20 protein-coding genes are annotated in these 26,607 nt (G+C 71.8%); 9 read left to right on the top strand and 11 right to left on the bottom strand.

Features of this window, described 5'->3' with window-relative positions:
* Nucleotides 1-7 precede the first annotated feature (7 nt).
* The 4 genes from rhaS to ACIBH1_RS09810 are packed head-to-tail and all read right to left on the bottom strand — an operon-like array spanning nucleotide 8 to nucleotide 4,527.
* Nucleotides 8-1,060: a rhamnose ABC transporter substrate-binding protein gene (gene rhaS / locus ACIBH1_RS09825; protein ID WP_397313261.1), complete on the bottom strand. Its 1,053-nt coding sequence runs from the start codon at nucleotides 1,058-1,060 to the stop codon at nucleotides 8-10.
* Entirely contained in the window at nucleotides 1,021-2,025 is a 1,005-nt protein-coding gene (locus tag ACIBH1_RS09820) for an ABC transporter permease (protein ID WP_397313260.1), read from the bottom strand. The genes rhaS and ACIBH1_RS09820 overlap by 40 nt, the downstream gene beginning before the upstream one ends.
* A gap of 31 nt (nucleotides 2,026-2,056) precedes the next feature.
* Complete coding sequence (locus ACIBH1_RS09815) at nucleotides 2,057-3,061, bottom strand: ABC transporter permease (protein WP_397313259.1); 1,005 nt, start codon at nucleotides 3,059-3,061, stop codon at nucleotides 2,057-2,059.
* Nucleotides 3,058-4,527, bottom strand: a complete 1,470-nt coding sequence (locus tag ACIBH1_RS09810; RefSeq protein WP_397313924.1) for a sugar ABC transporter ATP-binding protein — start codon at nucleotides 4,525-4,527, stop codon at nucleotides 3,058-3,060. Before ACIBH1_RS09810 ends, ACIBH1_RS09815 begins: the two co-directional genes overlap by 4 nt.
* Nucleotides 4,528-4,869: 342 nt before the next feature.
* Between ACIBH1_RS09810 and tuf the strand changes: the two genes are divergently transcribed.
* The gene (tuf, locus tag ACIBH1_RS09805; protein WP_397313258.1) at nucleotides 4,870-6,036 is read left to right on the top strand and encodes an elongation factor Tu; all 1,167 of its coding nucleotides are present in this window, start codon (nucleotides 4,870-4,872) and stop codon (nucleotides 6,034-6,036) included.
* A 149-nt stretch (nucleotides 6,037-6,185) separates the two neighbouring features.
* On the opposite strand, the gene ACIBH1_RS09800 is transcribed toward tuf, so the two are convergent.
* A complete protein-coding gene (locus tag ACIBH1_RS09800) occupies nucleotides 6,186-7,253 on the bottom strand; it encodes a hypothetical protein (RefSeq protein WP_397313257.1) in 1,068 nt (355 codons plus the stop codon).
* Nucleotides 7,253-9,658, bottom strand: coding sequence for a protein kinase (locus ACIBH1_RS09795; protein WP_397313256.1), 2,406 nt, complete (start codon nucleotides 9,656-9,658; stop codon nucleotides 7,253-7,255). Before ACIBH1_RS09795 ends, ACIBH1_RS09800 begins: the two co-directional genes overlap by 1 nt.
* Nucleotides 9,659-9,770: 112 nt before the next feature.
* On the opposite strand from ACIBH1_RS09795, the gene ACIBH1_RS09790 reads away from it, so the two are divergent.
* Nucleotides 9,771-10,286 (top strand): GNAT family N-acetyltransferase, encoded by a 516-nt coding sequence (locus tag ACIBH1_RS09790; RefSeq protein ID WP_397313255.1) that lies wholly within the window; start codon nucleotides 9,771-9,773, stop codon nucleotides 10,284-10,286.
* On the opposite strand, the gene ACIBH1_RS09785 is transcribed toward ACIBH1_RS09790, so the two are convergent.
* The 5 genes from ACIBH1_RS09785 to ACIBH1_RS09765 form a co-directional block, all read right to left on the bottom strand.
* The gene (locus ACIBH1_RS09785; RefSeq protein ID WP_397313254.1) at nucleotides 10,283-11,173 is read right to left on the bottom strand and encodes an FKBP-type peptidyl-prolyl cis-trans isomerase; all 891 of its coding nucleotides are present in this window, start codon (nucleotides 11,171-11,173) and stop codon (nucleotides 10,283-10,285) included. The genes ACIBH1_RS09790 and ACIBH1_RS09785 overlap by 4 nt on opposite strands.
* A 120-nt stretch (nucleotides 11,174-11,293) precedes the next feature.
* Nucleotides 11,294-12,202 (bottom strand): FKBP-type peptidyl-prolyl cis-trans isomerase, encoded by a 909-nt coding sequence (locus ACIBH1_RS09780; protein ID WP_397313253.1) that lies wholly within the window; start codon nucleotides 12,200-12,202, stop codon nucleotides 11,294-11,296.
* Between the two features lie 77 nt (nucleotides 12,203-12,279).
* Nucleotides 12,280-13,638 carry a Pup--protein ligase gene (gene pafA, locus ACIBH1_RS09775; protein ID WP_181614843.1) on the bottom strand — a complete coding sequence of 453 codons (1,359 nt, stop codon included), beginning with the start codon at nucleotides 13,636-13,638 and terminating at the stop codon, nucleotides 12,280-12,282.
* Nucleotides 13,639-13,757: 119 nt separating this feature from the next.
* Nucleotides 13,758-14,981 carry an erythromycin esterase family protein gene (locus ACIBH1_RS09770; RefSeq protein WP_397313252.1) on the bottom strand — a complete coding sequence of 408 codons (1,224 nt, stop codon included), beginning with the start codon at nucleotides 14,979-14,981 and terminating at the stop codon, nucleotides 13,758-13,760.
* A 319-nt stretch (nucleotides 14,982-15,300) separates the two neighbouring features.
* Nucleotides 15,301-16,398 (bottom strand): LacI family DNA-binding transcriptional regulator, encoded by a 1,098-nt coding sequence (locus ACIBH1_RS09765; RefSeq protein ID WP_397313251.1) that lies wholly within the window; start codon nucleotides 16,396-16,398, stop codon nucleotides 15,301-15,303.
* 98 nt (nucleotides 16,399-16,496) lie between these two features.
* Between ACIBH1_RS09765 and ACIBH1_RS09760 the strand changes: the two genes are divergently transcribed.
* From ACIBH1_RS09760 to ACIBH1_RS09730, 7 genes are read left to right on the top strand one after another with little or no spacing between them, the layout of a single operon-like run.
* Nucleotides 16,497-18,101, top strand: coding sequence for an FAD-dependent oxidoreductase (locus ACIBH1_RS09760; RefSeq protein ID WP_397313249.1), 1,605 nt, complete (start codon nucleotides 16,497-16,499; stop codon nucleotides 18,099-18,101).
* Nucleotides 18,102-18,121: 20 nt separating this feature from the next.
* Complete coding sequence (locus tag ACIBH1_RS09755; RefSeq protein WP_397313248.1) at nucleotides 18,122-19,696, top strand: right-handed parallel beta-helix repeat-containing protein; 1,575 nt, start codon at nucleotides 18,122-18,124, stop codon at nucleotides 19,694-19,696.
* 2 nt (nucleotides 19,697-19,698) lie between these two features.
* Nucleotides 19,699-21,108, top strand: a complete 1,410-nt coding sequence (ngcE, locus tag ACIBH1_RS09750; RefSeq protein ID WP_397313247.1) for an N-acetylglucosamine/diacetylchitobiose ABC transporter substrate-binding protein — start codon at nucleotides 19,699-19,701, stop codon at nucleotides 21,106-21,108.
* 4 nt (nucleotides 21,109-21,112) lie between these two features.
* Nucleotides 21,113-22,030: a carbohydrate ABC transporter permease gene (locus ACIBH1_RS09745; protein WP_397313246.1), complete on the top strand. Its 918-nt coding sequence runs from the start codon at nucleotides 21,113-21,115 to the stop codon at nucleotides 22,028-22,030.
* 7 nt (nucleotides 22,031-22,037) lie between these two features.
* Nucleotides 22,038-22,940 carry a carbohydrate ABC transporter permease gene (locus ACIBH1_RS09740; RefSeq protein ID WP_397313245.1) on the top strand — a complete coding sequence of 301 codons (903 nt, stop codon included), beginning with the start codon at nucleotides 22,038-22,040 and terminating at the stop codon, nucleotides 22,938-22,940.
* Between the two features lie 23 nt (nucleotides 22,941-22,963).
* Entirely contained in the window at nucleotides 22,964-24,502 is a 1,539-nt protein-coding gene (locus ACIBH1_RS09735) for a right-handed parallel beta-helix repeat-containing protein (protein WP_397313244.1), read from the top strand.
* Complete coding sequence (locus tag ACIBH1_RS09730) at nucleotides 24,495-26,465, top strand: acetylxylan esterase (RefSeq protein WP_397313243.1); 1,971 nt, start codon at nucleotides 24,495-24,497, stop codon at nucleotides 26,463-26,465. Before ACIBH1_RS09735 ends, ACIBH1_RS09730 begins: the two co-directional genes overlap by 8 nt.
* Nucleotides 26,466-26,607 lie beyond the last annotated feature (142 nt).

Here is a 26,607-nt window from a genome sequence, read left to right as displayed (position 1 = left end):
GCCTGGCTCAGAAGTCGAAGGTGTCGATGTTGCCCTTGTCGAAGACGAACGGGTCGCCCAGGAGCACGGTGCCGTCCTTGCCGACGGTGTAGTCGCCGAGCTTGCCCGCGGTGAACGTCTCGCCCTCCTTCCCGGTGATCAGCCCGGAGGCGAGCGCCGCCCCGGCGTAGGCGGCCAGGTAGCCGAGGTCGGCGGGGTTCCACAGGGCGAAGGACTTGACGGTGTCGTCCTTGACGTAGGCGCGCATCTGGTTCGGCGTCCCGAGCCCGGTCAGCTGGACCTTGCCCTTGTACTCCGAGCCCGACAGGTATCGGGCCGCCGCCGCGACGCCCACGGTGGTCGGCGAGATGATGCCCTTCAGGTTCGGGTGCGAGGCCAGCAGGCCCTGCGCCTCCTGGAAGGACTTCTGGTCGTCGTCGTCGCCGTAGACCGTGGTGACGAGCTTGAGCTTGGCGTACTCCGGCTTGCCCAGCTCGGTCTTCATCATCTCGATCCAGGCGTTCTGGTTGGTGGCGTTCGCGGTGGCGGACAGGATCGCGATCTCCCCGCCGTCCGGGCCGACCGCGTCGGAGATCAGCTTGATCTGGGAGGCGGCGATGCCCTCGGCGCTGGCCTGGTTGATGAACAGGTCGCGGCAGGTCGGGTTGGTGTCGGAGTCGTAGGTGACGACCTTGGCGCCCGCCTGGCGGGCCTCGGTGAGCGCGCCGCAGATGGCGTCCTTGTCGTTCGCCGACACCACGATCACATCGGTGCCCTGCTGCGAGAGCGTGTTGATGTAGCTGACCTGGGCCGACGGGCTGGCCTCCGAGGGGCCGGTCTGGCTGTAGACGCCCTTGAACTCCTCGACGGCGGGCTTGCCGCCCTTGTTGTCGCTGGTGTCGAAGTAGGGGTTGTTGACCTGCTTGGGCAGGAAAGCGATCTTCAGTCCCTCCTTGATCGTGGTCCCGGCGGGAGCGGAACCACCCGGGGAGGGCTGGGTCGCGGGCTGTTCCTGGCTCGCGCATCCGGCGAGGGCAAGGCTCAGCGCTGTGAGAATCGCCAGGGCACTCCTCGCTGCCATGATGTGTCCTTTCTGGCTCGGAGCTTGACGACGACGTTGGGTCCCACGACGGAGACGATCAGCAGGGATCCGGTGATGATGGTGAGGGTGTTGGCGGGCACGTCGGCCAGTTGCAGGGCGTTGCGCAGGGTGCCGAGCAGGATCACCGCGGCCAGGACGCCGGCCAGGCGCCCCCTGCCGCCGAAGATCGAGACGCCGCCCAGCAGCACGGCGGCGATCACAGCGAGTTCGAGCCCGGTGCCGTTGTCGGCGCGGGCGCTGGCGTAGCGCAACGTCCAGAACACGCCGGCGAGCGCGGACATGGCGCCGGTGGCGACGAAGAGCCAGAACTTGGTGCGCCTGACGGAGATGCCGGTGAAGCGGGCGGCCTCGGCGTTGTTGCCCATGGCGTACAGGCCGCGGCCGATCGGCGTGGCGTGCAGCACGACGCCGAATCCGGCGGCCAGCACCGCCACCACGATGATCATCCACGGGATCGTCAGCCCGGGGATGGGGGCGATCGCGGCGCTCGCCCACTCCGGCGGGTAGTCGGCCACCGCGCGGTCACCGAGGATGACGTAGGCCAGGCCGCGGTAGAGGGCGAGCGTGCCGATGGTCACGGCGAGCGACGGCAGCCCGAACCCGGTCACGAACAGGCCGTTGACCGCGCCGAGCAGCGCCCCCAGCAGCAGGGCGGCGGCGACCAGCACCGGCAGCGAGGTGACGCCCCACACCCACAGCTGGCCCATGGTCGCGCAGGTCAGGCCGAGCACGCTGGCGACCGACAGGTCGATCTCGCCGGTGATGACGACCAGCGTCATCGGCAGGGCGATGAGCGCGATCGGGATGACCTCCAGCGAGACGAACCGCCAGAACCGGGGGCTGGCCACCCCCTCGATCGCCAGGGCGCCGACCGCGACCACGACGACGAGGGCGACCACCACCACCGCGTCCCACGACGCGAGCCCTCGGACCAGGCGTCTCATCGGCCGCCCCTGTCCACCACGACCACGCCTCTCATCGGCCGCTCCTCAGCGTCCTGGCCAGCCGTACGGCAAGCGCCCTGTCGAGCCCGATGGCGGCCAGGATCAGCGCGCCCACGCTCGCCCGCTGCCAGAAGGGGCTCACCCCGAGCGCCGGAAGGGCGCTGCCGATGGTGGTGAGCAGCAGCGCCCCGATCGCCGCGCCGTACACCGATCCGCTGCCGCCGAAGATGGCCACGCCCCCGACGACCACGGCGGCCACCACGTTCAGCTCCAGGCCGGTCCCGGCGTTGGCGTCGAGCGTGCCGAACCTGGCCGCGTACAGCACCCCGGCCAGCCCGGCGAGCGCGCCGGAGACGACGAAGGCCGCCAGCACCCTGCGCCCGACCGGGATGCCGGCCAGGCGGGCGGCGTCGGGGTGGGATCCGATCGCGTACAGCTCGCGCCCGCCGCGGAAGACGCGCAGGTAGTACCCGGCAGCCGCCAGGACCACGATCGCGAACATCGTCATCACGGGCGTGGTGTTGCCCATGGCCAGGAAGGCGCCCGGCATGTCGGCGGCGTTGATCTGCCGCCCCGACGCCCACGTGTAGTCGATGCCGCGGAAGACGTACAGGGTGCCGAGCGTGACCACCAGCGACGGCACCTGGACGGCGGCGATCAGCCCGCCGTTGACGGCGCCGCAGGCGGCGCCGAGCAGGACTCCGGCCACCACCGCGACGGGGATGGGCAGCCCCGGCGCCGCCACGAACAGGCTGCCGGTGGCGAAGGCCGACAGGCCCAGTACCGATCCGACCGACAGGTCCACGTTCCTGGTGATGACGACGACGGTCTGCCCCACTGCGAGGATCGCCAGGATGGTCGAGCCGAGCAGCAGGTCCTTGACGCCCTGCGAGGTCAGGAAGCGCGGGTTGACGACGGTGGTGACCACGACGAGCAGGGCCAGCGCCGCGACGATGCCCAGCTCCCTGATCACGAACAGGCGCGAGCTCTCCTGCCGCAGCCGGCGCGACGCGGCCCTGGCCAGGGTCGCGGTCATCCGGCACCGCCGTGGCCGGTGGCGGCGAGCATGACGGTCTCCTCGCCGGCCAGCGCCCGCGGGATGTCGGCGACCAGCCGTCCCTCGTGCATGACCAGCACCCGGTCGGCCATGCCGAGGACCTCGGGCAGCTCGCTGGAGATCATCAGGACGGCGACGCCGCGCCCGGCGAGCTCCGACAGCAGCCGGTGCACCTCGGCCTTGGTGCCGACGTCGATGCCGCGGGTGGGCTCGTCGACGATCAGCACGCGCGGCTCGGTCGACAGCCACTTGGCCAGCACGACCTTCTGCTGGTTGCCGCCGGACAACGCCGAGACCGCCTCGTCGGGGCCCGCGCTCCTGACGCGCAGCCGCTCGCCCCAGGCCCTGGCCGCCCGCCGCTCGGCGCCGCCGGTCAGCAGGCCGAGCCTGGCCAGGGACCAGCGGCGGGCGAGGGTGGCGTTGCGCGCCACCGACAGCTCCATGACCAGGCCCTGCTGGCGGCGGTCCTCGGGCACCAGCGCCAGTCCGGCGGCGATGGCGGCGGCGGTGTCGCCCTTGCGCAGCCGCCTGCCGTCGACCAGAACCTCGCCCTCGTCGGGGCGGTCGACGCCGAACACCGCCCGCGCCACCTCGCTGCGTCCCGCGCCGACCAGCCCGGCAAGTGCCACGATCTCCCCGGCGTGCACGGTCAGGCTGACGCCGGTGAAGGCGCCGTGCCTGGTCAGCCCGCGCACCTCCAGCAGCGGCGGCCCCTTGCTCGCCTCGGTCTTGGGGTACATCTCGGCGACCTCGCGCCCCACCATCCGCCGCACCAGCTCCGCCACCGTGACCTCGGCGGCCAGGTCGGTGGAGACCAGGCGGCCGTCGCGCATCACGCTGACGCGCTCGCACAGGGCGAAGATCTCCTCGAAGCGGTGGGAGACGAACAACACCGCGCTGCCCGTCTCGCACAAGGCCCGCACCACCGCGAACAGCCGTTCCACCTCGGGTCCCGACAGCGCGGCGGTGGGCTCGTCCATGACGAGCACGCGCGCGTCGAAGGCCAGGGCCTTGGCGATCTCGACGAGCTGCTGGTCGGCGATGGACAGGCCGCGCGCGGGCCGGTCGGGGTCCATGGGCACCCCGAGCCGGTCGAACAGCTCCCTGGTCCTGGCCCGCATGGCCTTGGCGTCGATCCGTCGCAGGCCGCGCAACGGCTGGCGGCTCATGAAGATGTTCTCCGCGACCGACAGGTCGGGGAAGAGCGTCGGCTCCTGGTAGATCACCGCGATCCCGGCGGCGCGCGCGTCCGCCGGTCCCGCCAGCCGCAACTCGCGGCCGTCCATCAGCAGCGTGCCCTCGTCGGCAGGGTGCGCCCCGGCCAGGATCTTCACCAGGGTGGACTTGCCCGCGCCGTTCTCCCCGACCAGGCCGTGCGCCTGGCCCGCCGTGAGGCCGAGCCGTACGGCACGCAGGGCCTGGACCGCGTCGAAGGCCTTGCCCACGTCACGCAACTCAAGGACGACCACATGCCCTCCATCGACTGGCTGGGCAAATCGTTTTAATTTGCAGAACGTAAATCGGCGACGCATAGGTGTCAAGGACGGTTAAATCGTTTCACTCACGGGAATATCCGTTGCGCCCCACCAGTTGATCCGGGCACTATGACGCTCATGTTCCGCTACACGCTCCCGACCACCGCCGCAGCAGCGGCCGGTGTGTTCGAGCGTGCCTGCGACGGCCTGGAGCGCTGACCCTTCCTCGTAAGTCCTGATGTGACCCGGCGAGGGAGGGTTGACCGACCCGCCCACGGGTCACGACACCTCAGGCTTCCAAGGAAAAGGAACATGACCAAGCAGGCTTACGTCCGCAACAAGCCGCACCTCAACATCGGCACCATGGGTCACGTCGACCACGGCAAGACCACGCTGACCGCGGCCATCACCAAGGTCCTCAGCGAGCGGGGCGGGGCGACGTACACGCCGTTCGAGCGGATCGACCGGGCGCCGGAGGAGGCGGCCCGCGGGATCACGATCAACATCTCGCACGTCGAGTACGAGACCGCCACCAGGCACTACGCCCACGTCGACATGCCCGGCCACGCCGACTACGTGAAGAACATGATCACGGGGGCGGCGCAGCTCGACGGCGCCATCCTCGTCGTCTCGGCGCAGGACGGCATCATGCCGCAGACCCGCGAGCACGTGCTGCTCGCCAAGCGGGTCGGGGTCGAGCACCTCGTCGTCGCCGTCAACAAGGCCGACGGCGCCGACCCGGAGCTGACCGACCTGGTCGAGCTGGAGCTCAGCGAGCTGCTGGCCGCGCACGGCTACGACGAGGTGCCCATGGTCCGGGTCTCAGGGCTGCAGGCGCTGGCCGGCGACCCGCAGTGGGTGACCTCCATCGAGGCGCTGCTGCGGGCGGTCGACGACCACATCCCCGTGCCCGAGCGGTACGTGGACGCGCCGTTCCTCATGCCGGTCGAGAACGTGCTCACGGTCACCGGCCGGGGCACGGTCGTCACCGGCGCCATCGAGCGCGGCACCGTCCGCGTCGGCGACACGGTCGAGGTCGTCGGCTTCCGCGAGCCGTACTCCGCGGTCGTGACGGGGGTCGAGACCTTCGGCAAGACCATGGAGAGCGGCCAGGCCGGCGACAACGCCGCCGTGCTGCTGCGCGGCGTCAAGCGCGAGCAGGTACGGCGCGGCCAGGTGCTGGCCGCCCCGGGCAGCCAGCGGGCCCGCACGGCCTTCACCGCCCGGATCTACCTGCTCACCGCCGAGGAGGGCGGCCGCCGCACGGCGGTCGGGCCGGGCTACCGGCCGCAGTTCTACCTGCGCACCACCGACGTGCCGGGGCGGCTCGACCTGACGGGTCCCGCCGAGCCGGGACAGACCGTGGAGGTGCGGGTGGAGCTGGGCAAGGCCGTCGCCGTCGAGGCGGGGCTCGGCTTCGCGCTGCGCGAGGGCGGCCTCACCGTCGGCGCGGGCACGGTGCTCGAAGTGCTCGACTGAACGACGGCCCGGTGCTCGGCGTCTACGGCTGAACACCACCCACCCCGAGGCCGGGTCCCTTACACAGGGGCCCGGCCTTCCACTGTCACGCCTCGCGTCTGGTGGCGGGCCCTCTGCTCAACCGCCGTCCCTGACCACGGGCCCTCTGCTCAGCCGCCGTGCCTGGTCGCGGGCTTGACCAGGCCCAGCCATCGCGCCGCCTCGTCCCCCGGCAGCTCGCGCTCCAGGGTGATCGCCGGGCGCATCATCGGATAGGCCCGCCCGAGGTTCCAGGTCCGCAGGTACGGCGAGGCGTCCAGCACGACGACGCGCCGCCCGTCCAGGACCGGGATGTCGGCAGGCACGCCCTCGTTCCAGATCCACCGGCCGTCGGCTCCGACGAGGTTGAACCGCCCCTGGATGGCCGAGACCGGCTCCATCGGCCCGTCCGTCGCCGCCGACACCCAGACGGGCGCGGGCGGGGCCCCGTCGAGCAGGCCGGGGCCGACGAGCGTGTGCATCAGCAGGGTGTGCAGCTGGTAGTTGTGCCCGATGCCGCCGATGACGACGTCGAAAGCGCGGCCGCTCGCCCGTTCCAGCACCACCAGCCGCTCGCCGTCGAGGACCGCCATCAGCCCGGTCAGGCACCACAGATCCGGCCGGTCCTCGGCTATCGCCGCGACCGCGGCGGCCAGGCGCGGCCGTCCGGCGAGATCGGCCCTGAGCTCGGGCGACTGCTGCAGGAGCGTGGCGGCCGGCATGCTCCACCTCTCGGCGACCGACCAGGCGACGACCAGTTCCTGCGCCTCGTCCCGCGAGATCCGCTGCTTCGGGCGGCGCAGGAGGCCACCGCTCAGCGTCCTGATCAGCGCCGCCGTCCTCCGGTCGTCCTGCGGCGGGTCGGGAAGCTCCTTGCCGCTGACCACGCGCCACGCCTCGGCGAATCCCGCCGCCTTCTCCAGCGTCTCCGCCAGCCCTTCCGCCACCGGCTCCACCAGGGGCCGCGGGTCGGCGCCCTTCTCGACCAGGGCGCCGCACAGCAGGGCCAGCTCGGCCCGCAGCCCCAGGGGCACGTCGGGCCGGGCGACGAACGAGCTCACCCGCCGCAGAGCCCCGGTCGTCTCGTCGGCGTCCCCGCCCTGCGCGGCCTCGAACAGGGACTGGATGGCGGCCAGGACGGCGCCGGGGTCCTGGGCGGCGAGCGCGTCCGCGAGGGCGTCGCATCGCCGGTCGAGCATCAGGAACCGGCCTTGCGGCTGTAGTACAGGTTGAGCCTGTCGCCCACCGCCTCGGAGAACCTGGCCAGCTCGCGCACCTTGTTGCCCTCGAAGTCGATCACCCGGAAGTCGGTGTCGGACCAGCAGGTCAGATGCTCCTCGTCGTACCAGCCGCTCTGGAAGGTGCACGCCGAGGCGAAGCGGGTGACCTCGGCGCCCGAGGCGGTGGAGAAGATGCAGTGGCTGTTGTTGTTGCCGCCCGGGCAGTCGGTGACGAACTTCTCGCCCGACGGCGAGAAGAGCACCTCGGCCTCGCCCTCGCCGACGTTCTTCACCGTCTTGGCGAGCTTGCCGTCGGGCGAGTAGAAGCGCAGCATCTGCTTGGAGACGGTGTTGGTGATGCCGATGACGCCCTGCTGCCGGTGGTCGAAGCCGAAGTTGGTCTCCTTGTGCAGGCCCTTGATCACGCGGGGCCGTACGGGCGCGTCCGGCTGGGAGACGTCGATGATGGCGAAGCCGCTGGAGTGGAAGTCGTCGCCGACGTACTTGCCGACGTTGATGAGGATGCGGGTGCTGTCGAGCGACCAGCTCTCCACGTACGCCTGCTGGGGGGATTTGACCGTCCTGATCGAGGTGGTCCGGCCGGTGGAGTTGTCGCGCAGTTCGACGGTGTCCCAGTTGTCGCTGGTGTACTTCGTGGTGCGCAGGGCCGTGTACTTGCCGTTCGGCGACATGCGGGCGGCCAGGTAGTTGTTGTAGGCGCGGAAGGAGCCCGACGTCTTGACGTAGTCGACCCAGTCGCCGTTCTTGGTCTTCTTGTAGGAGAAGCCGAGCAGGGTGATGGGGTCGTCGGGGTGGGAGAACACGCTGGCCTTGGCGTCGGGGAGCACCACCTTGGCCAGGTCCGTCTTCGGGACGCCGGTGGCGGTGGGCTGCGGGGACTCGGTGGGAGTCGGGGTGGGGTCGGGGGTCGCCGGGGGCGCGCTCGTGGCAGCCGGGTCGCTGGGAGCCGGGGAGGTGGCGGCGACGTTCTGCTTGCCGGACTCGCCCGTGTTGTTGACCACGAAGATCACCGCGGCGACGGTGGCGACGAGGGCGACCGTCGCGGCGATCACGGCGATGAGCCAGGGGCGTTTCTTCTGCTCCTGCGGGGCGGTGGCGGGTTGCTGCCACGGTTGCGCGGGGGTTCCGTACGGCTGGCCGCCCATGCCGAAGATGTCACCGGTGCCGCCCGGGGGCTGCTGAGGCCCGCCCCCGGCGAACGCGCCGCCGCCCTGCGGCCCGCTGTAGTGGGCGGGGTTGCCCTGCTGCCCGCCGAACTGCGCACCACTCCCCTGCTGGCCCCCGAACTGCGCACCACTCCCCTGCTGCCCGCCGAACTGCGCGCCGCTGTTCTGTGCCTGCGCGGGCGCGCCGTACTGGGGGGCGTTGCCGTACTGCTGCTGCGGGCCGGTGGAGTACAGCGGCGGGGCCCCGCCCCACGGCGGCTGGCCGTACGGGGGCTGCTGGCCGTACCCGGCGGGTGGTTGCTGGGGGCCGCTGACGTGCGGCGGGCCGGGGGGCGACCACGAGGCGGGGCCCGCCGGAGCGCCCACAGGCGCGTCGGGCAGGGCGGCGCCGGGACTGTGCAGCAGCCGCATGATCACCTGCTGGGCCGTCGGCCGGGCGGCCGGGTCCTTGGCCAGGCACGCCGCCACCAGGTCACGCAGGTCGCCCTCGATCGCCGACAGGTCGGGCTGGGCGTTGAGCACCCGGTTGATCACCGCGGGCACCGAGTCGGCGAAGAACGGCGCCGTGCCGCTGGAGGCGAACGCGATCGTGCTCCCCCACGAGAACATGTCGGCCGCGGGCGAGACCATCGCGCCCATGATCTGCTCCGGCGCCATGAAGGCGGGCGTGCCCATCGGCGTCGAGGTGATCGTGGAGGTGCCCTCCAGGGCCCTGGCGATGCCGAAGTCGATCACGCGCGGCCCGTCGGAGGCGAGCAGCACGTTGCCGGGGCTGAAGTCGCGGTGCACGATGCCCGCCTGGTGGATGGCGGCCAGCGCGGTCGCGGTGCCGATGGCCAGCCGCGACAGGCTGGCGCCGGTCCGCGGGCCCTCCGCGCGCACGACGGCGGCCAGGGAAAGTCCCTCGACGTATTCGCTGGCGATATAGGGCCGGTCGTTGTGCACGCCGGTCGTGATCACCTTGGCCGTGCAGAACGGCGCCACCCGCTGCGCGACGGCCACCTCGCGGGCGAACCGCTCGGCGGCGACGGCGTCGTCGGTGAGGTGGGGGTGCAGCCATTTGAGCGCGACGAGCTGCCCTGAGGGGTCCGCGCCGAGGTAGACCACGCCCTGCCCACCCTGACCCAGGCGCCCGCGAAGTTCGTACGCACCGATTCGCTGGGGATCATCCGCGCGCAGGTCAGACACTAACGACATAGGAAGATTATTGTTGATTCGCGAGCGCCCGGTGCGCCGCCCCCGTCACGAGAGCTCCGCTTCCTGGTCGGATGCGCGAATCGTTACCCGGGCCCGACGATGGGATCACCGCATGCCGACCGGCGAACTCGTACGGCTTCGCGCCCTTGAACCGGCCGACGCCGAGCCCATGTGGCGGTGGAACAACGACCCCGACGTGACCCGCTGGATGTTCCGGCGTCACCCCGAGTCGCTGGCGCAGATCACCCGCCGCTTCGCCGCTCTGCCCGCCGAACCCGCCTTCTTCGGCATCGAGCCGCTGGGCGAGCGGCGCCTGATCGGCTCCACCCGGCTGCGCGACCTGTCCCCCGCCGACGGCAGCGCCGAACTGGACCTGAGGATCGGCGATCGCGACTTCTGGGGCCGCGGCTACGCCACCGACGCGATGCGGGTGATCTGCCGTCACGGCTTCGACGAGCTGCGGTTGCACCGCATCGCGCTGACGGTGGTGGCGGCCAACGTCGCGGCGGTCCGCGTCTACGAGAAGATCGGGTTCGTTACCGAGGGCGTCAGGCGGGCCTGCTTCCCCCGCGACGGGGTGTGGCACGACATGGTGCTCATGGGGCTCTTGGAGGGCGAGCTGCGCTAGTGGGCGCCCAGCACGTCCACGACGAAGACCAGGGTGTCGCTCCCCCGGATCCCGAGCGCGGGCACGCCGGTGCGGCCGTGACCGAGGGCGGGCGGCACCACGAAGGCGACCCTGCTGCCGACCGGCACGCCCGTGAGCGCCCGCTCCCAGCCCTTGACGACGCTGCCGTCGCCGAGCCTCACCGCCCTGGGCCAGCCGTCGGACCACGACCCCTCCACGACCCGGCCGCCGCGCCACAGCAGGCCGACGTGCTGGGTGACCAAAAGCTGCCCGGCCCTGGTCTTCGGGCCGTCGCCCTTCGTCACGATCTTGGCGGCGAAGCGCGCCGGGGCGGGTCCTGCGGGGATCACGACGCGCGGTGGGGCGCCGGGGCTGACGGTGACGCCTTCGAGCGTGCCGCCGCGGGCGTGCCCGGCCGCCGCGCCCCTGCCGTACGCGGCCAGGATGTCGACGACGTAGAGCAGTTCGTCGCCGGGGCCGACGCCCTGCGGCGGGTTGGGGCCGAACCCGTCGCCCGGCGGCAGGGCGACCACGACGCGGCTGCCCGCGCGGCGCCCGCGCAGGGCGGCGTCGAGGCCCTTCGGCAGGCTCCCGAGGCGCAGGGCGGCGGGGGCGCCGCGATCGAAGGTGGAGTCGACCACGCGGTTCTCCGCGCCGTCCCACACGTGGGCGGTGAACTGGACGACGGCCACGCTGTCGCGTCCGAGCCGGGCGCCCTTGCCGGTGGTGGGTTCGTCGACCTGCAGCGCGGTGGCGGGTTCGCCGTCGGGGAAGACGACGGTGGGGCGGGCGCCGAACGGGCCGCCGACCTCGAGCCCGCCGCCCTGCGCGGGCTGGGCGCATCCGGCCAGCAGCAGGACCGGGAGGAGCGGGGCCCAGGGGCGCATGGTTGGTGATGGTATCGGCCTATTGGACGCGTTGTCAGTCCACGCCGCGAAGAGAGCGACCGGCCCCGGGCAAGAGAACGGCCCCGGGCCGGAGCCCGGGGCCGTTCACACGATCGTCTGTCAGCCGCCGAAGAGCACGTCGACCACGAACACCAGGGTGCTCTTGGCCGGGATGCCGTTCTGCTCCTGGTCGCCGTAGCCGAGGCTCGGCGGGATCACCAGCAGCACCCGGCTGCCGGCAGGCACGTCCTTGAGCCCCTGCTTCCAGCCGGGGATGACGCCGTCGAGGCTGAACTCGGCCGACTCGCCCCGGTCCCAGCTGGAGTCGAACTGCTTGTCGGTGCCCCAGATCTTGCCCGTGTAGTGGGCCAGGACCGTGTCGGTCTCCTTGACCTTGGCGCCGGTGCCGGTGATGAGGATCTTGGAGATCAGCTCGGTCGGCGGCTTGAGGTCGGTCTTGGTGGTCAGCGTCGGGGCCTTGTCGCCGCCGGGGTTGACCACGGTGACGCCGTCGACCTTCTCGCCGGTCTCGGTGCCGCTCGCGGCGCTGGGCATCGCGGAGATCGGGTCGATCACGAACACCTGGGTCTTGTTCGGGTCTTCACCGGCCTGCTTGGCCGCCTCGGCGGCCTCCTTGCTCATCGAGTCGGGACCGACCACGGCCAGGAAGCGGCCGCCCGCCTTGGTCTTGGTGAAGCCCTCCAGCATGACCTTCGGCAGCCGGTCGTCGATCTTGATCGGCGAGGTGTCGTTGGCGGTGTAGGAGGAGATGCGCTGCTTGTTCTCCTTGCCGTCCCAGTCCCAGACCGTGTAATGGGCGTTCACGGTCTGGCCCTTGGCGAACGCCGCACCGGTGCCCGGGTTGATGATCTGGTAGGAGGAGACCTTCACCGGGTCGCCGGCAGGGAAGACCGCCTCCGGCGCGGCTCCGAGCTTCCCGTTGATCTGCAGGGAGTCTGCGGAGCCTGAGCCGCAGGCGGCGGCGAACAGCAAGGGCACAGCGGCCAGGACGGCCAGTCGGCGGCGCATGGGGTCATCCTCGGGGACAGACGGCTTCGGTCCGCGCCACACTACCGGACTTCACCGTAGGCCCCGGATAAGCGCACCTACATGCCCGCGATGAGCTTGTCCACCCTTTCGTCGACGCTACGGAACGGGTCCTTGCACAGCACGGTGCGCTGCGCCTGGTCGTTGAGCTTGAGATGCACCCAGTCGACGGTGAAGTCGCGGCGCTTCTCCTGGGCCTTGCGGATGAACTCTCCGCGCAGCCTGGCCCTGGTCGTCTGCGGCGGCACCGACTTGGCCTCGAAGATCTTCAGGTCGGAGGCCACCCGCTCGACCGCGCCGCGCTTCTGCAGCAGGTAGAACAGGCCCCGGCGGCGGTGCACGTCGTGGTAGGCCAGGTCGAGCTGCGCCACGCGCGGCGACGACAGCGGCAGGTCGTACTTCTTGCGGTAGCGCTCGATCAGCTGGTACTTGGTCACCCAGTCGATCTCGCGGCTGACCAGGTCGAGGTCGCCGGTCTCGACCGCGCGCAGGGTGCGCTCCCACAGCTCGAGCACCCGGCGGGAGACGGGGTCGCCGCCGCGCCGGTCGACGAAGTCCTTGGCCTTGGTCAGGTATTCCTGCTGGATCTCCAGCGACGACGCCTCCCGGCCGTTGGCCAGCCGGACGCGGCGACGTCCCGTCATGTCGTGGGAGACCTCGCGGATGGCCCTGATCGGGTTCTCCAGCGACAGGTCGCGCATCACCGTGCCCGCCTCGATCATGCGCAGCACCAGGTCGGTGGCGCCGACCTTGAGCAGCATGGTGGTCTCGCTCATGTTGGAGTCGCCGACGATGACGTGCAGACGGCGGAAACGCTCGGCGTCGGCGTGCGGCTCGTCCCGCGTGTTGATGATCGGCCTGGACCTGGTGGTGGCGCTCGAGACGCCCTCCCAGATGTGCTCGGCGCGCTGGGAGACGCAGTAGACGGCGCCGCGCGGCGTCTGCAGCACCTTGCCGGCGCCGCAGATGATCTGGCGGGTGACCAGGAACGGGATCAGCACGTCGGCCAGGCGGCCGAACTCTCCGTGCCGCCCGACCAGGTAGTTCTCGTGGCAGCCGTAGGAGTTGCCCGCTGAGTCGGTGTTGTTCTTGAACAGGTAGATGTCACCGGCGATGCCTTCTTCGCGCAGCCGCTTCTCCGCGTCGACCAGGAGCCCCTCGAGGATGCGCTCGCCCGCCTTGTCATGGGTCACCAGTTCGATGACGTTGTCACACTCGGGGGTTGCGTACTCGGGATGGCTGCCCACGTCGAGATACAGGCGTGCGCCGTTGCGGAGGAAGACGTTGCTCGATCGGCCCCAGGACACCACTCGCCGGAACAGGTAGCGCGCGACCTCGTCCGGCGACAGCCTGCGCTGCCCCCGGAACGTGCACGTCACGCCGTACTCGTTCTCCAGCCCGAAGATGCGACGATCCATCACCTCACACTAGTTCCCCGAAAGCGGGCTAGGGAGAGATCTTGGCGAAGGATTTCTGCCGTACGGCCCGCGGCCTGCGCCGAACGGCGCTCGATTCGGCCGGTCAGGCGGGTGCGGCGTCATCTCGGATCGGGCAGAACAGTGGAGCAGGTCGTGCGCTCGATGTAGGCCAGGCCGTCGAAGTCGTCGCCTGGAACGGTCGAGGAGAAGGACGTCTTGTAGGTGAAACGGCCCACGACGCCGCCGAAGGAGCGCAGGTGCCGTCGCTCGCCGAGCCACGCCTCGGCCTCCGGCGGCCTGGCGCCGTCGCCGCGCAGGTCGATCAGGTGGTCGCCGGGGTGCGCGGCCGCCAGCCACGCCTCGACCGTGGTCGGCGTGGCGGCGAAGGGCACGCGGTTGCGGACCGGCTGCCTGGTGCGTACGGCCTTGCCGAAACGCCGGCGCCTGGACAGGAACTCGCCCTGGCCGAACAGCAGGCCCAGCGCGTAGTAGGCCGGGCCGTGGCGCTCGGCCAGGTGGTGTCCCATGGCCGCGACGAGGCCGCCCTTGGCGTTGCCCTTCATCACGTGGCCGTTGTGCGCCCACACCGCCACCCTCGCCGCCGGGTCGGCCAGGAGCCGGTCGACGTTGTCAGCCATGAAGCGGTCACGCAGCGCCGGCACCTCGTGGAACGGCACCACGGCCAGCTCGGCGTTCTGCAACACGGCCCGCACATGCCGGTCGACATCCGGCGTGCCGACGGCCTGCGTGTCGGAGGCGTGCGGGTCAGCGGCAGCGGCCGAGCCTTTGGCGGCCTGCGCGTCGGAGGCGGCCAGGCGTCTGGCGGCCTCCGCCACGGCCGGAGGCAGCGGCGGGTCCCCCAGGCGGAACCCGCCGAGCGCCCGCAGTTCCTCCGGCACCCCCTCGCCCAAAGCCGCCAGCGAGTCGCCCGGGTACTGCGGGTCGATCCCCGCGAAGGTCATCCGCGGCCCGTCGCGGTTGTACTCGCGCAGCCACTCGACCATCGCCAGCACCTCGGCGGTGCGCCACGTCCAGAACCCCATCTCCGCCACCGCCCGCAGCGGATCCCCCTTGCCGTGCAGCACGTAGTCGTTGACCCGCTCGGCCGCCGACATGCTGGCCTCCATGGCGAGCGTCGTGAACCCCTGCCCGGCCAGGATCTTCAGCAGCCGGTGCTTGAGCTCGAAGAACTCGCGGCTCCCGTGGGTGGCCTCGCCCAGGCCCACGACCCGGACACCAGTCATCGCACCCGCCAGCGCCGCACTCAGGCGCGCCTCGTCGCCGAGCGGCACGGCACGAGCGGCCAGCCAGTCGTGCACCGCTCCGGACCGTTCGACCGCCACCACGCCTCCCCGGGTGCGCCCTCCGGTGGGACGCGCTCGACCATCCTACGAACCACGCCGTCCGTGACGGCGGCCGGCGGGCGCGGCCGGTGAGCGTCCCCCTGGAGGGCCCCCGGCCCCGGTCGGCGGGCGGAGGTGAGCCCGCGTGCCGTAAAGAGACAGCCCGAGGACGGCGGGCCAGGTCGACGGGGTCGGAGGCGGGAATGGGGAGAAAACGACCGGAGAGGCGGCCGGGTGAAGGCGGGCGGCAGAAAGCGACCGAGTGAAGGCGCGCCGGAGGGAAGGCGACCGCGAGAGACGACCGCGCGAAGGCGACCGGTCAGCCGGATCGTGGGGCGGGTCCCAGTGTGGTGCCGGCGGTCAGGTCGCACGCGAGGCGCACGTGTTCGACCCCCCGGTCGCGCGACTCCAGCCGCCGCAGCAGCATCCGCACCGCCGACGCCCCGATCTGCCGGCTCGGTGTGCGCACCACGGCGACCGCCGGGTCCGGGGCGAGCACGTTCTGCCGGTCCCCGTGGTCGCCCAGCCCCACAACGCTGAGCGCCCCCGGCACGGCCACGCCCTGCTCCCGCGCCGCCTCGTAGAGCCGGTGTGCCACGTACGACGACTCGGCGATCACCGCCGTCACCCCCTGCTCGGCGGCGAAGCGCAGCACCTCGCGCTCGTCGGCCAGGCACGGCGCGGCCCCTGGCACGTCCGGGTTGGGCGCGGCGAAGGCGGCCATGCGCGGCTCGATCCCGTGCCGCGCGCACGCGCCGGCGTACCCCTCGCGACGCTCGACGATCGTCTCGAGGGTGCGGGCGCCGACGACCATGAGCATCGTCCGGTGCCCGAGCCCGTGGAGCCGGTCGACGACGTCCTCGGTGGCCGCGGCGTAGTCGGCGGCCACCCAGGAGACGTTCTCCCCGGCGGCGTTGCGGCGCCCGATCATGACGAACGGGTACCCCTCCTCGGCCAGGCGCCTGATCTCCTCGCCGTCGATGCGGCCGCCGACGAGGATGGAGCCGTCGGCGACCTCCAGCACGTTGGTGTTGCGGTTGAAGATCGATCTCTCGCCCGCCTCGTTGCGAGCGCCGGTGAACAGCAGTAAGTGGTGGCCGGTCTTCTCGGCCTCCTCCTCGATGCCGAGCAGGAAGTCGTAGTAGAAGTCGCCGCTCTCCCACGGGAAGAGCCGCTGGTAGGTGAAGGCGCCGATGATGCGGTTGCGCCCGCCGGCCAGGCTCTGCGCGGCCACGTTGGGGACGTATTGCAGGTCGTGGATGGCCTGCATGACCCTGGCGCGGGTCTGTTCGCTGACGCGCAGGGTGTCGGATTTGCCGTTGACGACGGTGGACACCACGGCGATGGAGACGTTCGCCGCGCGGGCGACGTCCTGCTGGGTCACCCGTCGCCGCCCGGCGGCCTTGCGCTCGCTCATTCCGCTTGCCTCCGTTGACAACGTCGTTGGGGCAAGCCTAGCATCCGCTAAAGCGCTTAAGCAGGGTGCTTAAGCGCATAACTGGGACGAGCTTCACTATGCATCTCGGCACCGGAATCCTCGTGGCCGGCGGCGGTCTGGGCGGCGTGGCCGCCGCGCTGGCCGCCTTACGCCTCGGTGAGAACGTGGTCCTCACCGAGGAGTCCCCCTGGCTGGGCGGCCAACTGACCAGCCAGGCCGTCCCGCCCGACGAGAACGCCTGGATCGAGACGTCCGGCGCCACCAGTTCCTACCGCAGGCTGCGCCAGGAGATCCGGGACCACTACCGGCGCTTCTACCCCCTCACCGAGTCGGCCAGGGCCGCCGCCGCGCTCAACCCCGGCGGCGGACGCGTCAGCCCGCTGTGCCACGAGCCCAGGGCCGCGCTGGCCGCCATCGAGGGCATGCTCGCGCCGTACGTGTCGACAGGGCGGCTGACCGTCCTGACCGGCACGGAGCCGCGCGAGGTCGCGACCGACGGCGACCGGATCACCGGCGTCCGGCTGGCCTCGGCCACGCACGGCGACGTCCACGTCGAGGCCTCCTACTACCTCGACGCCACCGAGCTCGGCGACCTGCTCGACCTGGGCGGCGTCGAGTGGGTGTGCGGCGCCGAGAGCCGCGACGACACCGGCGAGCCGCACGCCGTGCCCGGCCCGCCCCAGCCGCTCGACCAGCAGGCCTTCACCTGGTGCTTCGCCATGGACTACCGCCACGGCGAGGACTGGACCGTCGAGCGCCCCAAGGACTACGACACCTGGCGCGCCTACACCCCCGCCTTCTGGCCCGGCCCGCTGCTGTCGTGGACCGACGTGCGCCCCGACACCCTCGCCCCGCGCACCCACCCCCTCCTGCGCGAGGAGGAGTCGCTCACCGGCGGCCACGCCGTCGACCGGTGGACATACCGCCGCATCCGCAGCACCCGCACCTTCGACCCCGCCTTCGCGGCCGGCGACGTCACCCTCGTCAACTGGCCGCAGAACGACTACTGGCTCGGCCCGCTGATCGGCGTGACCGACGCCGAGCGGTGCCGCCACCTGGAGGCGTCCCGGCAGCTCAGCCTGTCGCTGCTGCACTGGATGCAGACCGAGGCCCCGCGCCACGACGGCGGCACCGGCTACCCGGAGCTGCGCCCGCGCGGCGACCTGCTCGGCTCCCCCGACGAGCTGGCCCTGCGCCCCTACGTCCGCGAATCGCGCCGCATCGTCGGCGAGTTCACCGTCCTGGAGACCCACATCGGCGCCGAGGCCCGCCAGGGCGCCGGCTCCGAGATCTTCCCCGACTCGGTCGGGATCGGCTGCTACCGCATCGACCTGCACCCGAGCACCGGCTCCGGCGAGCCGCGCACCTACGTGGACGTCGCCTGCCACCCCTTCCAGATCCCGCTCGGCGCGCTGATCCCGGTGCGCGCCAACAACCTGCTGCCCGCCGCCAAGAACATCGCCACCACCCACGTCACCAACGGCTGCTACCGCATGCACCCGGTCGAATGGAACATCGGCGAGGCCGCGGGCGCCCTGGCCGCCCACTGCCTGCGCACCGGGCACAGCCCGCGCGCGGTGCGCGGCACGCCCGCGCTGCTCGCCGACTTCCAGCACCTGCTCGGCACCCGGCTGGGCTTCGAGCTGTCCTGGCCGGAGCGCATCCGCACGAAGATCATCTGAGAACCCCCCGGAGACCCCACATGCCCCTCACCCGCAGGACCCTCCTGCGCATGGCCGCGCTCGCCCCCGTGCTCTACGGAGCCACCCAGGCCAGCGTCGCCGCCGCGCACGCCTCCCCCGACGCCACCGCCGTGCGCGCCTCCGACTTCGGCTTCGACCCCGTCGACGCCACCCCGGCCCTGACCGCCGCCCTGGCCAGCGGCGCCGACGTCGTCATCATCGACGACGTCGGCCAGGACTGGATCACCCGCCCGCTCTGGATCAACCGCGACGACCTCACCGTCATCCTCGAGGACGGCGTCACCCTGCGCGGCCTGGCCGGCGGCTTCCCCGACATGCGTGACGGCATCTGGCGCATCCACGGCCGCAAGAACGTCAAGCTCATCGGGTACGGCGCGACGTGCGTGATGAACAAGCCGGAGTACACCGGCGAGTGGCGCTCGATCGTCCGCATGGGCACCAGCGAGTCGATCACCGTCGAGGGCCTGGTGCTGCGCGGCGCCCCCGGCGACGGCGTCATCCTCGGCGGCGGCTCCAAGAACGTCGTCATCCGCAACGTGGTCTGCGACGACAACAAGCGCAACGCCATCAGCGTGATCTACGCCGACGGCCTGCTCATCGAGGGCTGCGCGCTGATCAACACCCAGGGCACCGCCCCCGAGGCCGGCATCGACCTGGAGCCCGACTCGGCGCCCCAGCTGATCAAGGACGTCGTCATCCGTGACACCGTCTTCGCCGGCAACAAGAAGTACAGCTTCGAGATGAACCTCATGCGCTACAACGCCGACAGCACCCCGGCCTCGGTGCTCGTCGAGCGCTGCTACATGGGGCCGACCGGCGACGCGGTCGTGCACGTCCAGCCGGGCGTGCGGGGCCCGGCCTCCGGCACGATGACCTTCCGCGACTGCGTCTTCGACGCCGGCGACTCCCCCGGCACCGTCAACCTGTACGGCGTGCGCGGCTACGACGGGCTGCGCACCACGTTCGAGCGGGTCGCCTTCACCGCGCTGCGCGAGCAGCCGCGCACCGACGCGTTCGTGAAGATCTGGTCCGGCATGGTCACGGTCCTGCCCGAGTACGGCAACGCGCGCTTCGACGACTGCGTCGTCCTGGCCGACCTGGCCGGGCCGTTCGTCGCCGGAGTCGAGGGAGCCGGTGACCCGGTGCTGTCGAACGTCTCCGGCACCGTCTGGGCTCTGCGCCCGCAGCAGCCGATCATCGACACGGCCGGAGTCACCAAGGACGTCGACCTCGACATCCGCCCCCACGATGGCGCCGCCCAGGTGGCGCTGACCGGACGCCCGGTCGCCCAGGCGGGCCAGACCGTCACGGTCACCGTCCGCCGCCTCGGCCCCGACACGGCCACCCCCCTGGTGCTGCGCTACGACACCGGCGGCAGAGCCCGCAACCGCGTCGACTACGACGGCCTGCCCGGCGTGGCCGTCATCCCTCCCGGCGCGCGCACGGCCGACATCCCCGTCAGGATCCGCCCCGACGCCGCGGCGTGCGAGCTCACCCTCACCCTGCGCCCCCTGCCGGGGACGACCGTGGCCGGGCGCGACGCGCTGACCATCACCGTGAGAGGCAGGCAGTGACGATGATCGATCCCACCACCCGGCCCAGCCGCCGATCGGTGCTCGCCCTGGGCGCCGGCCTCGGCGCCGCCCTGCTGTCGGGCTGCGCCACCACCTCCACCGGCACCGCCCCCGCAGCCGCTCCCACCCGCGGCAAGCTCACCCCCGACAACCCGCTGGGAGTCCTGCCCGACAAGCCCGTGGAGACCGTCATCTTCAAGGGCGGCTACGGCGACCAGTACGTGCTCGACGCCCAGACGATCTTCAAGCAGCGTTTCCCGAAGGCCCAGTTCAAGCACACCGGCGGCCAGGAGCTCGGCAAGCAGCTGCAGCCCCGCTTCGTCTCCGGCGACGTGCCCGACCTGATCGACAACTCCGGCGCCGGCGCGCTGCTGCTGCCTCCGCTGGTCGACAACGGCCAGCTGATGGACCTCACCCCGCTGCTGGAGGCCCCCGCCCTCGACGGCGGCGGCAAGACCGTGCGTGACACCCTGCTGCCCGGCATCGTCGACCAGGGCTCCTTCAAGGGCAAGCCGTACGTCCTCTACTACACCTACACCGTCCACGGCCTGTACTACAGCCGCTCCCTGTTCGACAAGCACGGCTGGACCTACCCGGCGACCTGGGACGGGATGCTCGACCTGTGCGCCGAGATCAAGTCGGCCACCGGCATGGCGCCCTGGACCTACCAGGGCAAGGTGCCCAGCTACATCCTCACCCCGCTCATCATGATGGCGATCAAGGCCGGCGGCCTGGAGACCCGCAAGGCGCTCGACACCCTGGCCCCCGGCAGCTGGCGCAGCGAGCCCGTGCTCGCCGCCGCCAGAGCCCTGCACCAGCTGGTCGAGAAGGGCTACATCATGCAGGGCACCTCCGGCCTGACCCACATCCAGGCGCAGACCTACTGGGCCAAGGGCAAGGCCGCGTTCATCCCGTGCGGCTCCTGGCTGGAGAGCGAACTCGGCGACGTCACCCCCGACGGCTTCGACATGGTGATCGCCCCCACCCCCTCGCTCACCGGCGCAGACGCGCTGCCGCAGGCCGCGATCCGCGGCATGGGCAACGAGGGCTACATCGTGCCCGCCCAGGCCAAGAACCCCTACGGCGGCCTGGAGCTCATGCGGATCCTGCTGTCGCCGCAGGCGTCGAAGAACTTCACCGGCCAGACCCAGACCCTCACCAGCCTGGCCGGGTACACGCCCGACCGGGAGAGCACGGGCCTGAAGTCGCTGCGCGACGCGCTGGCGGCCTCCGGCGACGACACCTTCCACTGGCGCTACGGCACCTGGTACCCCAAGCTGCAGACCGAGGCGTCCGCCGCCACCAGCGCGCTCATGACCGGCGAGATCAACCCGGACCAGTGGAGCGAACGCTGCCAGAAGATCGCCGACACGCTGCGCGAGGACCCCTCCGTCCCCAAGTACGAGGTGTGAGCCGATGCGTGCGGGAAGCCGAAGGTTCATCCTCACCGCGCTGGCGGTGCCGGTGCTCCTCTACTGCGTCCTGGTGGTCTCCCCCTACCTCCAGTCGTTCTACATCTCCCTGACCGACTGGAACGGGCTCTCGCCCGAGCGGAACTTCGTCGGGCTGGCCAACTACGCCCGGCTCCTGGACGACGAGGTGTTCTGGATCTCGCTGTGGCACAACGTGATCGCCGTGGTCGTCATCCCCGCGGCCACGCTCGCGCTGGGCCTGTTCTTCGCCACCATGATCCGCGTCGGGCGCTACCGCGCCCGCGGCGGGGCCACGGGCGTGCGGGGCGCGGCGTTCTACCGGATCGCCTACTTCTTCCCGCACGTGCTGTCGATCGCCGTCATCGGCGTGCTGTTCTCCAACGTCTACGACCCCACCGCGAGCGGGCTGGCCAACGGCCTGCTCGGGGTGGTGGGCATCGACCCGGTGAACTGGCTCGGCGACAAGCAGACCGCCTACCCGGCGATCCTGGCCGTCATCGTGTGGTTGTCGGTCGGCTTCTACGTCGTGCTCTTCATGGGCGCGATGAGCTCGATCCCGAACGAGATCTACGAGGCCGCCCGCCTCGACGGCGCCTCCCGCTGGCAGATCTTCCACCGCGTCACCCTGCCGCTCATCTGGGACACCGTCCAGGTCGCCGGCGTCTACCTCGGCATCCACGCCCTCGACATGTTCGCCATCGTCAACGTGATGTCGGCCGCGGGCGGCTCGGGCGGGCCCGACAACGCCACCCAGGTGCTGGGCAACCACCTCTACCTGACCGCCTTCCAGGACAGCCGGTTCGGCTACGCCACCGCCATCGGCGTCGCCCTGCTGCTGCTCACCCTGGTGTTCGCCTGGGTGTCGCTGAAGGTGACCCGCCGCGACCGCATCGAGTACTAGGACCACGATGAGCACACTGCTGGAAGTCCCCCGGCCCGCCGACGTCACCACCCCGCCCGCGTCGCCGCCGGTGCGCGAGCGGGCGGGCGGGGCCGTGCTGAACGTCTTCACCCACGGCATCCTGCTCACCTGGGCCGCCCTGGTGGTCGCGCCGCTGGCCTGGGCGGTGCTGTCGTCGCTCAAGACCAGCGACGAGGTGCTGGCCGACCCGTGGAGCCTGCCGGCCAGCCCGCGCTGGGAGAACTTCGTCAACGCCTGGACCACCGCGGAGATCGGCCGCTACTTCTTCAACACCATCGTCGTGGTCGCCGTCGGCTCCGCGCTGACCCTCGCCATGGGCGCGCTCGTCGCCTACGTCGTGGCCCGCTACACCTTCCGCGGCAACCGGGCCGTCTACTACCTGTTCGTCGCCGGGATGACCTTCCCGACGTTCCTGGCGATCGTGCCGCTGTTCTTCATCGCCCGCGGCCTGGGCCTGGCCGACTCGCTGCTCGGGCTGGCCCTCATCTACTCCGTCTACAGCCTGCCGTTCGCGGTCTTCTTCCTGACCGCCTATTTCCGGACCCTGCCGGCGAGCCTGGCCGAGGCCGCCTTCATCGACGGCTGCGGCCACTGGGGCACGTTCCTGCGGATCATGCTGCCGGTGGCGCGGCCCGGCCTGGTCAGCGTCGGCATCTTCGTCGTCCTCGGGCAGTGGAACCAGTACCTGCTCCCGCTGATCCTGCAGTCGAGCCCCGACAAGTACGTCCTGACGCAGGGCCTGGCCAACCTGGCCGTCAGCCAGGGGTACGCGGGCGACTGGAGCGCCCTGTTCGCCGGGCTGACCATCTCCATCCTGCCCGTGCTCGTCGTCTACCTCAGCTTCCAGCGGCAGATCCAGACCGGCATGGTCGCCGGCGCCCTCAAGTGATCACCCGACTCGGAGGAGTCCCCGTGTCCCGTCCCCCGCTCCGCCGCCGCGCCGTCCTGCTCGGCGCCGCCGCCGTCGCCGCCGCAGGCGGGTTACCGCTGCCCGCCCGCGCCGCCGCCTACCCCGTCATCAATCTCAAGACCGACTGCGGCGCCAAGGGCGACGGCGTCGGCAACGACACCGGCGCCCTGCAGAGGGCCGTGGAGAAGATCACCGCCGCGGGAGGCGGGACGCTCGACATCCCGGCCGGGGTGTACAAGATCGGCGGCCAGAACCAGGGACGCGTGGCCGGACAGCCCTACTACCGCTACTGGACGATGCTGGAGTTCAAGAACCTGGCCTTCCTGCACATCCGCGGAAGCGGCGGCGCCGTCCTGCGCCTGGCCGCCGGTATGCACTACGGCTCCTTCAACCCCGACGACGGCACCCCGCAGCAACCCCCGGCGGGCGAGGACTTCAACGAGCTGTACCGGGCACGCGTCGGCGCGATGATCCAGGTCGAGGACAGCAGCGACGTCACCATCGAGAACCTCGAACTCGACGGCCGCAACGGCACGCTGGTCCTGGGCGCCCGATGGGGCGACACCGGCATCCAGGCCACCGCCACCGGCATGCGGCTGCTGCGCAACACCGACGTCACGATCTCCGACGTGCACACCCACCACCACGGGCTCGACGGGCTCACCATCGGCTACGGCGGCCTGACCACCGCCGACCCGCCCAAACCGCACACCGTCACCGGCGTGCGCAGCGAGTACAACGGCCGTCAGGGCCTGTCGTGGACCGGCGGCAACTCCCTGACCGTCACCGACAGCCAGTTCAACCACACCGGCCGCGGCGCCGTACGCTCCGCGCCCACCTCCGGCCTCGACATCGAGGCCGAGAGCAGCGTCTGCCGCAACGGCCTGTTCACCCGGTGCGAGTTCGTCGACAACGGAGGCCCCGGCGTCATCGCCACCCATGGCGACGGCGGCCACACCCGTTTCGAAGGCTGCACCTTCTGGGGCACCACCACCTGGAGCGCCTACACCGACAAGCCCGGCCTGGTCTTCAAGTGGTCGAACTTCTACGGCAGGAACAACCTCGGGTACGGCGCGGCCGACGCCGCCCTGGCCACCTCCTACGCCGACTGCCTGTTCGAGGACCGCCCCTGGACCAACGGCCAGGTCTACCGCGACGGCTACCTGATCACCGACGAGGCGTCGGCCGCGTCCGGGCAGAACGTGCGCTTCGCCGACTGCCGCTTCGTCGCCCGCCAGGTCCGCAGCGTGTGGACCAACTCCGACACCGCGGTCAAGACCTTCCTGCGCTGCACCTTCGACCACCGCCACGCGGGCGTCACCGAGGGCGGCATCCAGAGCCACCCGTGGGGCGCCCGGTTCGTGGCGTGCGCCTTCACCGAGAACACGGGCACCACCACCTCCCGCTGGTACGTCCACCTCAACGGCGTCGTCGTCGCCGCCAGTCCCGACGGCACGCCCACCACGGTGGCCGGCCCCACGGTGCGCTGGGGCAGCCCCACCGGCGCGGTGGGCGTGATCCCTGTGGGCACGTATGGCTGAGGCCGCACCGCGCTTCGCCCCCTTTCTCGACGGCCTGTGGGACGCCTCCACCCAGGTGCAGCAGAACGTCTACCGGCGCACCGCCCAGGCGCTGGCCGCCGGACGCGCCGCCAACGACCTGCTGCTGACCCCCCACGACGTACGGCGGCGCCAGGAGGAACTGCGCCGCATCGCCCTCGACGCCCTCGGCGGCGACCTACCGCAGGACCGCCCGGTCCCGGTGGCGCGCCGCACCGGGTCGGTGCGCGGCGACGGCCACCGCGTCGACCGGCTCATCGTGGACGTCGGCGACGGCGTCCACATCCCGGCCAACCTGTACCTGCCCGACGATCTGTCAGAGCCCGCCGGCGCCGTGCTGTTCCTGTGCGGCCACGCGCCCACCGGCAAGGCCGCCCCCCGCTACCAGGCCATGTGCGCCCGGCTGGCCAGGGCCGGGCTCATCACGCTCAGCTTCGACACCATCGGCCAGGGCGAGCGCAAGAGCTACCTCGACGCGTCCGGCCGGGAGATCATCCCGGCGAACGTTCCCGAGCACTCGCACGCCGGCGTGCAGTGCTGGTGGACCGGCGACTCCCTGGCCCGCTACTTCGTCTCCGACGCCCGGCGCATGCTCGACTACCTGAGCGCCCGGCCCGAGGTCGACCCGCGCCGCGTCGGGGTGATGGGCAACAGCGGCGGCGGGACCCTGACCACGTGGCTCATGCTCGTCGAGCCCCGGCTGGCCGCCGCCGCGCCGAGCTGCTTCGTCTCCTCACGGGAGGACTACCAGCGCTCGGGGCAGGCCCAGGACCCCGAGCAGATCATCCCCGGCGGCACGCTGCTCGGGCTCGACCACGAGGACTTCCTGCTGGCCATGGCGCCCCGGCCGACGCTGGTCATGTCGGCGAACTACGACTTCTTCCCGGTCGAAGGAGCCGTCCGCACCGTGACGCGGGGACGGCGCTTCTACGAGGTGCTGGGCTCGCGGGCGCTGGAGCACGTGCGGGCCGACGGCGGCCACGGGCTGTCGCCGGAGCTCGCCGCCGCCGCCACCGCCTTCTTCCGCCGCCACCTCGGCCGGGCCGGGAACGCCCCGCCCGGGGAACCGGCCGCGCAGCCGGACGAGGCTCTGCAGTGCACCGTGAGCGGGCAGATCTCCACCGACCTGCCCGGCTCGGCGAAGGTCTTCGACCTCAACATGCGGCGCCTGGCCGAGCTGGACCGGCGCGAGGCGGGGGGCGGGCTGCCGTGGCTGCGCTCCCGGGTCGAGGCCGGGCGCGAACCCGGCGAGGAGTTCTACCCGCGCTGGTGGGACACGCAGGAGCCGGGGGTGCGCAAGGCGTTCTGGTGGGCGGAACACGACATCGTCACGGCCGCCGTCGTCTTCGACCCCTCCGGGCCCGCCTCGGGTGTCGACCTGGTACTGCTCGACCGCGGCACCGACGACCTGCCCGCCCACGCGGGCGCCTGCCGCCGCGCCGCCCGGTCCGGACGGCACGTCGTCGTCGTGGACGTGCGGGCGAGCGGCGCGCTCACGCCGCACCGCCTCAACGAGTTCGACCCCGAGGCCATGTACGGCACGACGTTCAAGCTCGTCTCCGACCTGATCGGCCTGTCGGACAGCCTCGGCGCCGCCCGCGTGTACGACGTGCTGCGGGCCGTGGACTTCGTGCGCTCCGAGCCCGGACTCGGCGGCGGGCTGCCGGTGCGGCTCGTCGGCGCCGGACAGGGCGCCTTCCTCGCCCGCCTGGCCGGCGCCCTCGACCCCGGCGTCGCCGAGATCGTCTGCCTCACCCCCGCCCTGGACCCGGCCGAGCTGGTGCGCACCCGCTTCTACGGGCCCGAACGCGACCACCAGAGCCTCATCCCCGGAATGGCACACCACTGCCCCAAGCAGCGGATCGACCAGGCCCTGGGGGCGCGCCTGTCGCCGGGCGAGCGGTGGCTCACCGGCGAACCGCTCGCGCGGGTGCCGGGGGGCTGAGAACCGCCGTCGCGTCGCGGCGGGCCGCCGGTGCGGCCGGTGAGCGTCACCCTGGAAGGCCACCGGCCCCGTGCGGCGGGTGGGGGTGACCCATGCGGGCCGTACGGCATGCGAAAGGACGGCGGGCCGTGCGCCCGCCGTC

Source organism: Nonomuraea sp. NPDC050663 (genome assembly GCF_044456985.1).
GTDB lineage: Bacteria > Actinomycetota > Actinomycetes > Streptosporangiales > Streptosporangiaceae > Nonomuraea.
This window is presented reverse-complemented; position numbering and strand designations above follow the sequence as displayed.